This window comes from Alteromonas sp. OM2203 (assembly GCF_048517045.1).
GTDB classification, from domain to species: domain Bacteria; phylum Pseudomonadota; class Gammaproteobacteria; order Enterobacterales; family Alteromonadaceae; genus Alteromonas; species Alteromonas gracilis.
Window position 1 is genome coordinate 1,148,721 of the sequence record NZ_CP183209.1, and the last position, 14,169, is coordinate 1,162,889.

General features: G+C 40.2%; 10 protein-coding genes. All 10 read left to right on the forward strand.

Going from position 1 to position 14,169, the window contains the following annotated elements:
• The first annotated feature begins 25 nt into the window (after positions 1 to 25).
• The 10 genes from ACM0P2_RS05105 (at position 26) to ACM0P2_RS05150 (ending at position 14,168) form a co-directional block, all read left to right on the forward strand.
• Positions 26 to 3,559, forward strand: coding sequence for a 6-hydroxymethylpterin diphosphokinase MptE-like protein (locus ACM0P2_RS05105; protein WP_159119408.1), 3,534 nt, complete (start codon positions 26 to 28; stop codon positions 3,557 to 3,559).
• A complete protein-coding gene (locus ACM0P2_RS05110) occupies positions 3,556 to 4,740 on the forward strand; it encodes a glycosyltransferase family 2 protein (RefSeq protein WP_159119409.1) in 1,185 nt (394 codons plus the stop codon). Before ACM0P2_RS05105 ends, ACM0P2_RS05110 begins: the two co-directional genes overlap by 4 nt.
• Before the next feature lie 9 nt (positions 4,741 to 4,749).
• Positions 4,750 to 6,318 carry a glycosyltransferase family 2 protein gene (locus ACM0P2_RS05115; RefSeq protein WP_173359443.1) on the forward strand — a complete coding sequence of 523 codons (1,569 nt, stop codon included), beginning with the start codon at positions 4,750 to 4,752 and terminating at the stop codon, positions 6,316 to 6,318.
• An 8-nt stretch (positions 6,319 to 6,326) separates the two neighbouring features.
• The gene (locus ACM0P2_RS05120; protein ID WP_419227388.1) at positions 6,327 to 7,613 is read left to right on the forward strand and encodes a glycosyltransferase family 2 protein; all 1,287 of its coding nucleotides are present in this window, start codon (positions 6,327 to 6,329) and stop codon (positions 7,611 to 7,613) included.
• The gene (locus ACM0P2_RS05125; protein ID WP_419227389.1) at positions 7,610 to 9,556 is read left to right on the forward strand and encodes a nucleoside-diphosphate sugar epimerase/dehydratase; all 1,947 of its coding nucleotides are present in this window, start codon (positions 7,610 to 7,612) and stop codon (positions 9,554 to 9,556) included. Before ACM0P2_RS05120 ends, ACM0P2_RS05125 begins: the two co-directional genes overlap by 4 nt.
• A gap of 98 nt (positions 9,557 to 9,654) precedes the next feature.
• On the forward strand, positions 9,655 to 10,422 hold the full coding sequence (gene rfbF / locus ACM0P2_RS05130; RefSeq protein WP_159119413.1) for a glucose-1-phosphate cytidylyltransferase: 768 nt from the start codon (positions 9,655 to 9,657) through the stop codon (positions 10,420 to 10,422).
• Positions 10,423 to 10,427: 5 nt separating this feature from the next.
• Positions 10,428 to 11,498, forward strand: coding sequence for a CDP-glucose 4,6-dehydratase (gene rfbG / locus ACM0P2_RS05135; RefSeq protein WP_159119414.1), 1,071 nt, complete (start codon positions 10,428 to 10,430; stop codon positions 11,496 to 11,498).
• On the forward strand, positions 11,489 to 12,046 hold the full coding sequence (locus tag ACM0P2_RS05140) for a dTDP-4-dehydrorhamnose 3,5-epimerase family protein (RefSeq protein WP_159119490.1): 558 nt from the start codon (positions 11,489 to 11,491) through the stop codon (positions 12,044 to 12,046). Before rfbG ends, ACM0P2_RS05140 begins: the two co-directional genes overlap by 10 nt.
• The gene (locus ACM0P2_RS05145) at positions 12,043 to 13,266 is read left to right on the forward strand and encodes a class I SAM-dependent methyltransferase (protein WP_159119415.1); all 1,224 of its coding nucleotides are present in this window, start codon (positions 12,043 to 12,045) and stop codon (positions 13,264 to 13,266) included. The genes ACM0P2_RS05140 and ACM0P2_RS05145 overlap by 4 nt, the downstream gene beginning before the upstream one ends.
• The gene (locus ACM0P2_RS05150; RefSeq protein WP_159119416.1) at positions 13,263 to 14,168 is read left to right on the forward strand and encodes an NAD-dependent epimerase/dehydratase family protein; all 906 of its coding nucleotides are present in this window, start codon (positions 13,263 to 13,265) and stop codon (positions 14,166 to 14,168) included. The genes ACM0P2_RS05145 and ACM0P2_RS05150 overlap by 4 nt, the downstream gene beginning before the upstream one ends.
• The last annotated feature ends 1 nt before the right edge of the window (position 14,169 follow it).

Below are 14,169 nucleotides of genomic sequence, written 5' to 3' on the forward strand. Positions count from 1 at the left end.
TTGATTAAGGCGCTGGAGTCGAAAAATGCTAAAAGATATTAGAATCCACTTAGACCCAGATGAAAAGAAACAAAGCGAGCTAGAAAAGAAACTCGCTGAACGAGTTACACAAAATTATCGGCGAAATTTCGGGGCATTCAAGGCGTATGTACCTAATATAGTCGATAAAATTGTGCAAGCTGCAACGCTAGATATTTCCATTTTTACTAATCGGAATGGCGAACTTAATATTGTCAATTACAGCAACGGTCGTACATTCTACGATTTGTCACCCGAGAAGGAAGTTCAAGCTCAGTATGTTGAAAAATTACTTCACTGTACCTATTGCGATCTAGACAGAAATGTAAGCTATAACTCCAACTATGAACATTACTTACCTATTTATGACAGGTACTTATCGCAACCCCCTTTAACAAAAGATATTAATTTACTCGTTGTTATGGGAGTGGGCTTAGGCTTTCATATTCGAACCTTGGTTGAAAACCATAACATCAAACACCTTGTTATTTATGAGCCGGAAGAGCAATATTTTTTTGCTTCACTCTATACGTCAAATTGGAAAGTCATACTAGAAACGGCCAAGTCGAAAGGCACTGCACTTTATTTTCAATTAAAAAATAGTGGTATATCTATGTCTAATGACATAGAGGAACTGAAAACTCATTTTCCAATTTCAGGTTTTTATTTTTATCGGCATTATAATCACAATACGTTCAACCTTCTCGAAAATGCATTACTTACTTCTAGTTGGGAGAACTTTCAAAAAGATGGTATCAGCAAACAGCTAAGAAAGTCTGAGGAAAGTCTCCTGCCGCATTGGAACAAACCTGTTTCAATGAAGCGACTTGATGAGGCGAGCAAAGAGGAGCGTTTTACTCTCAATGTAGAAGCTTTTAAACGCTACGTCCCGAATATTGCCAATGAATTTGAGTGCTACACACCTAATTATTGGGTTCCAATGCAGGACGCGCGCGGTGCAGTAAACATATTTAGCAAAGTATCTCTGGCTAATTGGTACAGTGATTCACCATTTGAAGATGCCAGTATAAATTTCGAAAACTTCAAAGAGTATCCGAATAAAGATGGCTTAATATTGGGGTATAACGGGGTTAAGCTGAAGCATTATCAACACTTTCAGTTTGTTAAAAAGGCAGAGAAACTTTTAAAAGACGCAGGAGATAAAACAAGTAAGCTACCCGAGCAGATAAAGTCGCTAATTCTATTTGGTATTGGACCTCAGTTAGAAACGTTGTTTGAGAACAACGATGTTGAAAAGCTCTTCGTCTGTGAGCCTAATCGCGACCTATTCTATGCATCGCTTTATTTAATAGACTGGGCAAATATTCTTGAGCGCATCGACCAGAAAGGCGGACGTTTATACATTAATGTTGGAGATGATGGCTCAAATCTATTTAGAGATTTGCTGAATCAGTTTTATTCTGTTGGTCCCTACATTCTCGCTAATACATACTTTTATCAGACCTATCATAACACCAAGATGGTTCATACCATTAGTCAGCTGCGTGAGCAGTTGCAAGTTGTTATTGCCATGGGTGAAAACTTTGATCATGCTCGCTACGGCATTGCGCATACAAAAGAAACCATAGGTAGAAAGTATCCACTTCTTTTAAAGGACCCTGCAAAAAAACTATCACTAGCAGACAAGGATATTGCAGTCTTCATCGTAGGAAATGGCCCGTCACTAGATAGCACAATCGATGCTATCAAGTCTTTTAAAGACAAAGCTATCGTGGTCTCGTGTGGTACAGCGCTTATGCCGTTGTATAAAAATGGCATAGTTCCAGATTTCCATGCAGAAATCGAACAAAATCGTTCTACTTTTGATTGGAGCTGCCGGATTAACGACTTTGCTTTTTTAAAGCAAGTGGACTTGTTGTCATGTAACGGAATTCATCCAGATACATGTAAGTTGTTTAGAAATACCTATATCGCATTTAAAGAAGGTGAATCTTCTACGGTTTCTTCACTAAAGTTACTCGGTGAAAAAAACTACGAAGAACTTCAGTTTGCTTATCCTACGGTATCCAATTTTGCTATAAACCTGTTTACCTTGATGGGATTTCAGCAGCTTTACTTGTTCGGAGTCGATTTAGGTTTTGCAGAACAAGATAAACATCATTCTAAGCAGTCTGGCTATTATGACAATCATGGAAAGGAAAAATATAGTTATAAAGAACGGCATAATACCAACATCGTGGTGCCAGGAAACTTCAAGAAAAGTGTGTTTACCAAGTATGAATTTAAAGTTTCCAAAGCCATTATTGAGCGCACGCTTGCAAAAGCTAAAGTAGATTGTTTTAACACAAGTGACGGTGCGCTTATTGCTGGCGCGAAACCATTACCTGTAGACGACATCCTGTTAGTGACATCTGCCTATGAAAAAGAGGAGGTGTTGAGAAAAGTGAAGGCGGAAGCATTTCAACCTTTGTCGGAAGATCGCGATTTTTTACAAGAATACGATAGTTTTTACGATCAGCCAACCTTAGAAAAACAATTGAATGAGTTTGTAGCGATGACGCAAGATGCTTTTGAAGTATCGGACGATGCAGAGCATTACACAGAAAAACTTAAAAAGAAGTTGTTTTCGTCATATCAAGAGGGAAGGTCACTTCTTTTCTATTATCTTTACGGTACGGTAAATTTTGCTAACTCTGCATTCAGTAAGTTGCTTTATTCGGATGAATCAGAATACGAAAAAGTGTCACGTCTCAATATGCTAAGGGAAACATGGCTTGAAACACTAGAAATGATTCGAGGTGCGATCCTGCAAGGGAATCACATATTCGATAACGTCTCTAGTTTTGTGCCAGAGCGTGAGGCTATTTTTATAAAAGAACAAAGCCAACAATTTACCGCACGATCTAATCTGAGTGAGAACGATAATAAATTCATAAAACAATATTTAGATGCGGTTTCTGAAATAGACAAACAGTGGTTCGAGCTCAACACTAACAATAATGAGACCGCATTACTCTGTGACGAAAAAAATTACCCTACTAAAGAAAGTATGTCTGGGGCACATGTCGTTGTACAAATTGATAAAGATACATCCCAGAAAGCGTTAGCAGATTTCTTCTGTAAACAAAATACGATTTTATATCATCATCCAGTGTTTGACTTTAAATATGACGTTGATGCGTACCTTAATGGTGAAACTGTTTTCTATCATTCAATTAATAAAGCATCTTGGACTGTAAAGGCTTGGATTCAGAAAAAGATTGCACTAGTCATTCTGCCAAAGCTTTATTTTGTGGGTGAAAGTAAAGAAGTTTCAGATGGTTTAAGGGATTATGCAGAACATGTGTTAAGTATGTTCCCAGATCATGTCAGCTATATCGATTATCCAAATTACATTATGATTCCAAAGGATAACGCTCAATATAATGACTACATAGTCGATAAATTGGGTAATAGAGGTGTTGTATGTGTTGGCAAGCCAAAGGTTGAGTCGATGTTTTTTGAAGGGGTGAGCAAACGTGAAGCACACCAACAAATTGAAAACAATATTTTGTGGTGGGGCTTTGGAAGTGAGCAATGAACTTTTCTGACAAGGCCGCTGTAACGGCAACAATGAACAGCACGCCATTGGTATCTGTGATTGTACCGAATTATAGGCACGAAAAGTACCTTGAGAAAAGGCTCGGCACTATCATCAACCAAACGCATAGTAATATTGAAATTATATTACTAGATGATGGTAGTCCTGATAAAAGCGAGGAAGTGCTTACCGCATTTGCTTCAGCCTGTGAGAAAGTTGTTGGCTTATACGTCAGCAATTCGAATTCAGGATTACCTATAAAACAATGGATAAAAGGGGTTACATTAGCTAAAGGCGATTTTATTTGGATAGCCGAGAGCGATGACGAAGCTGAGCCTGAATTGCTTACCACACTTCTTTCTATTTTAAAGGACAACCCCTCAGTCGGCATGGCTTACTGCGACAGCGAAATAATTGATGAAAGTAGTCAAATTATCGCTAGGTATGACTACTCCTCTCATCACTATTCTGACGATGGACTGTGGAAGCAAGACTTCTGCATGAAGGGAAGAGACTTTGTTAGAGATTACATGGTTTATCGCAATGTAATACCTAACGTAAGTGCAGTATTGTTTAACGCTTCAGTTTTGAAAAAGAACCTCCGCGAATGCGACTTCAAATACTGCGCAGATTGGGCGCTTTACAATAGAATACTGTTGTCGCATGACATTGCTTTCACTTGTATCCCTCTGAATAAATTTAGAAAACATGTTCAAACAACGCGTTGGCACAATAAGAAAAGTTATGCGAAAGAGTTAAGAGAAAAGTTTACGCTATTGAAATCATTGAGGAGTGCTGTGGGTTTAAATAAAGGTGCCCAAAGTAATATTAATTCTTCATTGAACTTTATTTTTTCGAACAGGCATAAATTCAAGAGGATTGAGTATTTGTGCAGTCAGATTGCTGCTCTGGACAACTCTTTAATTACAGAACTGTATATATTTGGCGCTAATGATATAGCCGAGCGTGCTGTCGAAACATCACTTACAATGAATGTTAAGCCCATCGTCATAGATACCTTTAAAGCTGGACAAATATTTAAGGGAATAGAAGTTTTGCCTTTAAATCTCAATAGTTTCAATGCTGCGAGTGCCGTTGTTGTTTGCTCTTTAAGCTATCAACAGTCAATGCAAGCGATACTTGAAAACTGTGGTTTCGAAGGATTGGTGTTACGAGTATAGAGAAGACTGATGAACAAAAGCATTCTTATAGTTGGATGGAAACAGGAGCTTGAACAGGTCGAGTCTTTGGTGAGCTCATTAGAGAACGCGCAAGTCATTTTGTTTGATGATGAAGGACTGGTTTGGGCACCCTCTAAAAAAGTTGATAATATCGAGTTCTTAGTTATAGAACAGGGCCAGTTCACTCACAGGGATAGTAGCCTCAAGGCACCTTCTGAGATAGCGTTATGGCTCTATAAAAATCCATCTTTCGATACAATATATTTCTCTCGTTACGCTGGACTTGGGTACTTTGCTAATGTTTTGCATCAAACCGTTGAACGCTGTATGTACTGGAATATTCGCTGGTTTGGTTGTCATTCAGTTCAGCAGGATTATGCTAACGCAAAACGGTTTCTCGACAAAAATGGTTTGCTGCTAAGTTATCTTGAAAAGCATCAAGAAAGAAAAAGAACGCAGCTGAAAAATGAACGTTCGCAAATAAATATAGATGATGTTTCGGTTATCATCCCCTTTCATAATCGCATAGATTATTTACCTTTAACTCTTTTGTCTGTAGCGCAGCAAGGTACCGGACTTGAAGTTGTTATTGTGAATGATGCGAGTAGCCAACTAGAAAGGGAACAGTTAGCAGATTTGGTGAAAGACCCGCGATTTTCTAATCTACACATTAAAATCATTGATAGTAAAACTCCCCTTGGTGCCTCCAACGCAAGAAATAAAGGCGCTGCAAATACAAACCGCGACTATATATTTTTTCTTGATGATGATGACATTCTCGCACCAGACGCACTTCGCCTCTGCTGCGACACGCTATCAAGAGAAAATGCTGATGTTGTTACCGTTGCTTTTTGTTTTTTTGATGGCGACGGTATCCCTGATTTCGCAAACGAAAAGGGCATGCTAATTCAATTCCATGATGCCAAAGACTGGTCATCAGCGTTGTTATACAACTGTGTAGGAGGCATTAGCGCACTGTACCGCAAAGTTGCTTTTGAACAAGCCAAGGGTTTTCAGTGTGGAGAGTTTGCAGGAGAGGAGGATTGGCAACTCATCTTGAAGCTTTCATTTACAGGCAAAAATATCGTCAACATACCCTTACCGCTTTTATGGTATCGAAATACACCATTTAGCTTAAGTAAAAAGATGTTGCGGTATGAGAGTCGACAGCAGCTATTTGCCTTATATGAAAGTGTTCTCCCCGAACCTTTAGTGGCTCTCTCTGAGTTTGTAACGTCAACGCAGCATATGCAGAAATCTTCGTCTGATGAAATCGCAATGCTGGGGTGGGAGTTATATCCTTATCGAGAAAATCCTGTTTACATCTACGGTGGCGGGGAATTGGGACGCAACGTTTTAACGTTTTTAAAAAAGCTTGAGCCATCAATAAGCATCGAATTGATAATAGATAGAAATGCGTTATTTATCAAAGAGATAATGGGGTGTAAAGTGGTCGCCCTAGATAAGTGTCTTTTTAAAGACAATGCAGTGGTAGTCATTGCCTCATTGAGTTTTGTTGATGAAATTGCAGCACAACTACCCTCCTCTGTGAGTCATGTTATCAAGTTGAAAAAGTAGGAAAGATTATGAATGACAGGCCTTTTCTGAGCTATGTATTACCCACTAGAGATAGGCCTCAGCTGCTTAAAAAGTGCCTTGAATATCTATATGCGCAGCAAACTGATGATTATGAAGTAATTGTCTCTGATAATAGCATTAATAAGCCCTGTAAAGACGTTGTTGCTCCATTTCTCAAAGATAAAAAATTTAAATATTTTAGACCGACTGAACCTTTATCAATGCCTGATAATTGGGATTTTGCGATTGAAAAAGCACAAGGTCAGTACATCACTGTTATCAATGAAAAATTTCTTTTTCATCCACGAGCAACGACGGTTTTGCAGGAATTAGCTGATGAATTTAATACCCCTGATATTTTATCTTGGCAGTATGAGCATTTTGCGATGTTAGATGGTGAAGGTCAGCGGGGTACTTATCACCCCCTGATAAAGCCGGTAATGCCATCTGTTTATAGTGCACTTGAAGAGCTAAAGCGACGATTTGACTTTATCGAGCCTTTGTTTGGTCGTTCCACACAGGAAAAAATTAGTTTTGGTAAAATTTATTCAGGTGCAGTTAACCGAAAAATTGTAGAAAAGATAAAACAACATTACGGGCGTATATTTGTGCCAATGAGTCCTGATTTTACTTCTATGGTTTGTGCGCTAAATTTTAGCAATAAATGTGTGGATGTGGGGCGTAGTCTTATGATGGTAGTCTCGGGAGAGAATATTTCAAATGGTGAGAGAACTAAAGTCTCTCTTCCCGCGGCAAAGCAATTTCTAGAAGAAACAACGCCTGACTTCTCGCAGTACATATCGCAACTTGTCGTTCCCGGCTTCTGGCTTGGACATAACATATTTATTGCATCAGATTACGCATGCATTAAAGCAATGTATTCGACAGGTAATTTGAGCAAAGTAAAGCTTAACATTCCAGCAGCCTTGGGCTGGGCAATGATTGAGTATGATCAAGTCACTGAATGGGGAGATGAAGACCCTGCGAACTTCAAAAAGATTTTGGATGACTTTTATGCATTGCTCACGGACGAAGAGAAAGCTATCACAGATAGCATTATTGAAAAAAATGAGAAAATCCGTCAGCCGAGTCCTCGAGAGATTTATCATTCGGGCCTTACAAAAAGCGATATATATATACCTGATATAAGTCCAAAAGAGCTTGCTCGCTACCACTGGGAAAAGCAACTTGCCCTGCCACGAAAGCCAGTATCCACAGGCCCTCAGCATCTAGATGATGCAATGCAGTTCTACATAAAATACACTAATCTCTCTTTAGAATTGCTTGGATTATGATGCTAGATAAAAAGCATGTTGCCGATCATGACCGTTTGACTGATGAAATCTTAGCAGGACTGCTAAAAAAGGTTGGCTTAATAAAGTCAGCGGATATTAAAACCGCAATGTCAGATTTGCTCTGCTATTACAAACAACACTTATCACGCGTTGAGAATAAGATTAAATGCGGCTTTTGGGTTCAGCGCAATGCTGCAATGAATCACATGTTTGAGTTGTTCTGTTCGCTCAAAGAGTATGCGCAAATTGAAGTTCTCGCTATTGTCGATATTGATGAGGTTAAAAGTAACCCACAGTGGCTAATAGAGAGTAACTGGCTTGATGTTCCGTTTCTCTTGTGTTTCGAGGAAGATTTTCAACAGTTAGACGCGCTAGATATTGTTTTTATACAAGAATCGAACTTCGAACTTAGCTTTAATTGGTCTACAAATGTTAAGCGCATCGGGTGTCAGCACGGTATCGATGTAAAGCTGACTAAAACACTAAACGAATACGGTGGATGTCTAGAGTTTGATTATATTCTTTCAGCCCAGCCTGTCACGTGTGTTAACAAGCAAGCGTTCTCAGGTTACTTTCCAAGAGCATTGCGACAAGCAAGCAGTGATGCTTTAACAGTCATTCCTTTTGGCTCAATAAAATTCGATAAGTTTTATCAGGTTTACAGGCAGTGCAGCAAAAAAAACACGGCGATTATTTACCATCTCTCCAACCTTGCTTTAGAGGCGACTTGGGTCGTTGATCACATAGCACCGACCGTTACTTTTCTGTTAACTCATTTTCCAGAACACGAGATTATTTTCAGACCTTTTCCAGAAGATTTCTCTCACCCAAAAATTGCATCTGTCATTGAGGGCTTCAGTAACAACCCGCGGTTTACCTTCAGCCAATCACCTTCTTATATTGGCGACTACAGCAGAGGTGTGGCAATGGTCTGCCACAGGCAATATCAATCACACCTTTATCCTCTTGTTACCGGACAACCTATGCTGGTTTTCAAACCCGGCGGCGGAAAGTCTGCTATAGAAACAACTATTTCTAGCTTAGATGAATTGAAGGAAAGACTGAGCGCGATAATTGAGGGGACAAAGGAGGAAAATACACCGCAATATCATAATACTGTAATCTGTAATCCAGGTAACTCAGTAGGTTATCTCGTTGAAAATCTCCACTTTATTCTAAATGGCGTTAGGCTACCTGTATGGCAGGAATATAAGCTAGACCTTATGGAGTCCGTCGACAAGTGTCTGGAACAGTATCAAAGGTCGTATCAACCATTTAATAAGCTTGCGCTTGCTGCCTGGAAAAAATATCCCGAAAAAATGGACTACGCAATTACAGCCGCTGAGTCTCTATCAAGACGAACAGAGAAAGAATTCGATGTGAATCCTGGTTTAGCGCTTTTATATTTGCGTAAAGCACTCAACGTTGTTTTAAATGTTGCAGAACTTAATGATGCCAATAGCGAAAAACTAGCTAGTTGGATGACTCGACAGGGCACTTTTATTTTGGGAATGATCGAGCAGTTGTGTAGCTGTCTAGAAACGCCGCTACTTGAAACTGAAAAAGTGATTATTAACCAGTTCGGAAAAAATGTGGCTCGCACAATTCCTTCACTGTACGCTCAAAAACTCTCGGTGAGATCTTGTCATAATGGGCAACAGCTTTGTACTGCTTCAAATGCAGTATTGTATGGTTCTGGTGAGCTCGCGAGTCAATTTATAATGCAACAAAGAGTAGGTGGAACATATGACATTGTGGGCGTTGTCGACTCTTCACCTTCACGACATGGGTGTAAGTTCGAAGAGTACATTATTAGTCAACCAAATGAGCTACTTCAATTAGATGTTCCTATTATTATTTGTTCATTGGCTTTTGCTGAAGAAATCTATTTAAGCTTATGCCAATTAGGTATCTCGACAGAGCGAATGTATAAAATTTTTTAGCGTAATAGAGTCAATATGGGCCTGATGCTTGCTTTATTTTTGTATATACTTCAGTGTCATAGAAATGACAAATTACCAAAATACACAAAGGCTTAATAATGAAAGCAGTAATCTTGGCGGGTGGTTTGGGTACTCGAATAAGTGAAGAGTCACATCTACGCCCGAAGCCCATGATAGAAATTGGTGGCAAGCCAATACTGTGGCACATAATGAAAATATACTCTCATTATGGAATTAATGACTTTGTGATTTGTCTTGGCTACAAAGGTTACGTAATCAAAGAGTATTTCGCTAACTATTTTCTTCACTCTTCTGACGTCACATTCGATATGCGCTCGAACAATATGGAAGTGCATGAGAAGCATGCTGAGCCTTGGCGTGTCACTCTAGTGGATACGGGCGAATCGAGCATGACTGGTGGTCGATTGTTGCGCGTACGAGAATATCTTGATGATGAGACTTTCTGTTTTACCTACGGTGACGGTGTTGCGGATATTAATATATCCCAAGCGATCAGTGCACATCGAGCTTCGGGAAAAACGGCTACCGTTACGGCAATTCAGCCTCCTGGCAGATATGGCGCTCTTGATATTCAAGGTGATGTGGTTAATCGATTCAAAGAAAAACCGGCTGGTGATGGCGCTTGGATAAACGGTGGTTTTTTCGTACTTGAGCCACAAGTGTTTAATTACTTAACGTCAGATGAAGACAGCTTCGAAGATAAACCTCTTATGGAATTAGCGATGAATGGGCAGTTAAATGCTTATAGGCATCATGGTTTTTGGCAGGCCATGGATACATTGAGAGACAAAAACCAGCTAGAGTCTATGTGGAAACAGCCTAATCCGCCGTGGAAACTGTGGTAAGCATTATGTTTAAAAATTGCTTTGCGGGTAAGCGCGTTCTAATTACAGGTGCTACTGGCTTTAAGGGAAGTTGGCTAACGCTATGGTTACAGGCATTAGGCGCGGAAGTAACTGGGTATTCTTTGGAGCCAGACACCACGCCTTCTCATTGGAGCTTGCTTGAACTGCAAGCTGACCATGTAAATGCAGATGTAAGAGATGAAAAAATGTTAAGTAGCGTGATAGAGAGAATATCACCGCACCTCATATTTCATTTAGCCGCACAGCCCCTTGTCAGAGCCTCCTATAATGAACCTGTACAGACGTGGGCCACGAATGTAATGGGAACAGTTAACTTACTTAATGCATCACGCGGTTTGAGTAGTTTGCTTGGTATTGTGGTAATTACTACCGATAAAGTTTATGACAATCCAGAAAATGGCGCGCCATTTAATGAAAATGAGCCGTTAGGGGCGTGCGACCCATACAGTTCATCGAAAGCGGCGTGTGAATTGGTCGTAGAAAGCTTTCGCAAAAGCTTTTTCAATGATGGTGCTCCAATTGTTGCCAGCTGTAGGGCAGGTAACGTGATTGGGGGTGGGGATTGGGCCAAAGACCGATTAATTCCTGACATCGTTAAATCAACAATAAACGGTTCTCCTCTTGATATTCGATATCCAAAGGCGGTAAGACCTTGGCAACATGTGCTTGACTCACTCTCTGGATATTTGTGTTTGGCACAAAAGATGGTTGAAGATGATAGAAGCGTGCAAGGCGCGTGGAACTTCGGACCGCGGCTTCAAGATAATTACAGCGTTGAAGATATTTTGACCACCATGAAATCGTTTTGGCCCGAATTGACATGGAATATACAGCAGGGTAAACCTTTGCACGAAGCAACATTGCTTAGATTGAACTGTGAAAAAGCACAATCACAACTCTATTGGCAGCCTGTTTGGGATTTCAGTGATACAGCTCGATATACCGCACTGTGGTATCAAAACTATTATGCTAATGGCCATGTCTCTTCTAAAGAGCAATTGAAGCAATATCAGCAAGATGCGCACAGAAAAGGAGTTGTTTGGGCGTGCAGTTAAAATGCGATGAAAAGCCAATCAAGGGTGTAGTAGAGATTCTAAGCCCAAGGCTCGGTGATGCGCGAGGTAGTTTTAGTCGCTGGTTTTGTGCCGAACAACTTTGTCCACACATTGAAAATCTCTCATTTCGACAAATGAATCATTCTGAGAACTTTTTAAAAGGAACCGTCAGGGGCTTGCATTATCAACTAGGGCCACAAAGAGAATATAAAATCGTGCGTTGTATTAGAGGGATAGTTTCTGATGTCGTGGTTGATTTGCGCAAAACATCAGATACATTCTTACAGCATACAACAGTAGTACTATGCGCTGCTAAAAACAACGCGTTAATTATCCCTCCTGGGTGCGCACACGGTTTTCAGGTTCTTGAGCACGACTCTCAACTCCTTTATCTTCATACTGCAGATTATTTACCTAATTATGAAGGTGGAGTTCATCCAAACGATCCTAAGTTAAACATTCAATGGCCGCTGCCGATAACAGAAATATCTGTCAGAGATAACGGGCTGCCTAAATTGCCGGGATATTTTAAGGGTTTGTCATTGTGAAGTGTCGCCACTGTAACCATTCACTATCGCTTCCATTTGTCGACTTAGGCTCAATGCCGCCGTCAAATGCGTATCTTAGCTGTGAATCCGACTTCGAGATGGAAGTATCATTTCCACTGAATATTCTAGTTTGCGACAAGTGTTGGCTGGTTCAGACAGAAGATTTTACGCGGGCAGATGAACTTTTCACTGACGATTATGCCTACCTTTCCTCCACGTCATCTACATGGGTAGAGCATGCAAGGCTTTTTGTTGATGAACTTGTGGAAAGCCAAAATCTAAATGCTGAAAGTTTTGTGGTTGAGCTTGCCGCTAACGATGGCTATCTTCTTCAGCATGTTGTAAGAAAAGGCATTCCTTGCTTGGGTATTGAACCTACTTCTGTAGCGGCAGAGATAGCAAGAAGCAAAGGCGTTGATATACAAGAGTGCTTTTTTGGATTAGAACAAGCTTGTCGTTTATTGAATGACTATCCAAAAGCGAATGTCATCATTGGAAATAATGTACTTGCCCATGTGCCTGATATTAACGATTTTGTCAGTGGTATTGCCACTATGCTCGCTAAGACTGGGGTCGTGAGTTTAGAGTTTCCACACTTGTTGAACCTTATCAAATACAAGCAATTTGACACTATATATCATGAGCACTTTTCTTATCTCTCTCTTACCGCTGTCAGTAATATTTTAGCATCAGCGGGATTAGAGGTTTTCAATGTAGAGAAGTTATCGACGCATGGAGGTAGCTTGAGAGTATGGGCTCAGCATAGTGGCCAAATTAAAAAAGTGAACCACAATGTCTTCAACGTTCTTGAAGAAGAGCAACATTTCGGTATGGGTCTTCATAGTACCTATCAGAATTTTGCGCATTCAGTGGATGCAATTTCACAAGACTTGAAAGCGTTCCTGAAGAAAGCAAAAGCAAGTCATAAAACGATTGTTGCATATGGTGCAGCGGCTAAGGGAAATACGCTGCTTAATTACGCGGGCGTTGATGTGTCAGATATTCCGGTAGTTTTTGACGCTGCTGATTCAAAGCAGGGAAAGTTTATGCCAGCAAGTCACATTCCTATTCTCCCACCTAGTGGACTCAAAGAGTATTCTCCAGATTATGTGTTGATTCTACCGTGGAACATCGCTCATGAAATCAAAGATGTGGTTAAACCACTAGTGCCTAAAACATGCAAATTTATAACCGCAATACCTGAATTGAGAGTTATATGAAAGTATTGGTCACAGGTGCGAGTGGCTTTATTGGTGGTGCGGTTATAAAAAAGCTTACTCAACAACGTATTCCGTTCGTAGCCATTGGCCGTTCTTGCCCAGAAACCGTTGCTGAGGAAAACTTTATTTCGATTGATTTGTCGAGCCAAACCATAGCAAGCTTAACCAAGGTGCTAAAAAGTGTAGAGTGCACACACCTGCTTCATTTGGCGTGGTTTGTAAAGCCTAATCAATTCTGGGAAGCGCCAGAGAACATGGATTGGGTGGCTTATTCACTAACATTGTTCAGAGCATTCCATGCAGCAGGTGGAAATATCATTGTAAGTACGGGAAGCTGTGCCGAATATGGAAACTCAAAAGAAGTATTGAGTGAAGCTCATAATGAAGGCACTCCCAACACTTTATATGGAACTGCGAAGCTTTCATTAAATAATATTGCAGGCGTATGGGCTAAAAAACATGATGTTGGCTTTCGATGGGCAAGAATTTTTTTTGCTTATGGGCCAGGTATGCCAAGTGCCAAACTTATACCCTCTCTAATGCGCTGTTTAGAAGGCTCTGAACCTGTATTTTCGGTAAATGCATTAGATAAACGCGATTTCATTTTTATTGATGATATAGCGCAAGCCATGCTGTGCTTATTGACCACGAGGAATAATGGCACATTTAATGTGTGTAATGAAATAGGACACTCTGTTGTAGATATTTTAAATATGTTACAAGGGGTTACTGGTTTTGATGCATCTGAAATTAAAGCTATAGCTAACGAAAATACTCTGAATTTGCCGATTGTCGGCCGTAATGGTCTTCTTAAGGAAATAGGTTGGCAACCTAAATACGATTTAGCCTCTGGGCTAAAGAGAATGGTTACTGCACATAAATCACCTGCAGCAGGAATATAAA

What these genes read in the sequence shown, in the direction of transcription:
- ACM0P2_RS05105 (WP_159119408.1), top strand. Translation starts at nt 26, where the DNA reads ATGCTAAAAGATATTAGAATCCACTTAGACCCAGATGAAAAGAAACAA.
- ACM0P2_RS05110 (WP_159119409.1), top strand. Translation starts at nt 3,556, where the DNA reads ATGAACTTTTCTGACAAGGCCGCTGTAACGGCAACAATGAACAGCACG.
- ACM0P2_RS05115 (WP_173359443.1), top strand. Translation starts at nt 4,750, where the DNA reads ATGAACAAAAGCATTCTTATAGTTGGATGGAAACAGGAGCTTGAACAG.
- ACM0P2_RS05120 (WP_419227388.1), top strand. Translation starts at nt 6,327, where the DNA reads ATGAATGACAGGCCTTTTCTGAGCTATGTATTACCCACTAGAGATAGG.
- ACM0P2_RS05125 (WP_419227389.1), top strand. Translation starts at nt 7,610, where the DNA reads ATGATGCTAGATAAAAAGCATGTTGCCGATCATGACCGTTTGACTGAT.
- rfbF (WP_159119413.1), top strand. Translation starts at nt 9,655, where the DNA reads ATGAAAGCAGTAATCTTGGCGGGTGGTTTGGGTACTCGAATAAGTGAA.
- rfbG (WP_159119414.1), top strand. Translation starts at nt 10,428, where the DNA reads ATGTTTAAAAATTGCTTTGCGGGTAAGCGCGTTCTAATTACAGGTGCT.
- ACM0P2_RS05150 (WP_159119416.1), top strand. Translation starts at nt 13,263, where the DNA reads ATGAAAGTATTGGTCACAGGTGCGAGTGGCTTTATTGGTGGTGCGGTT.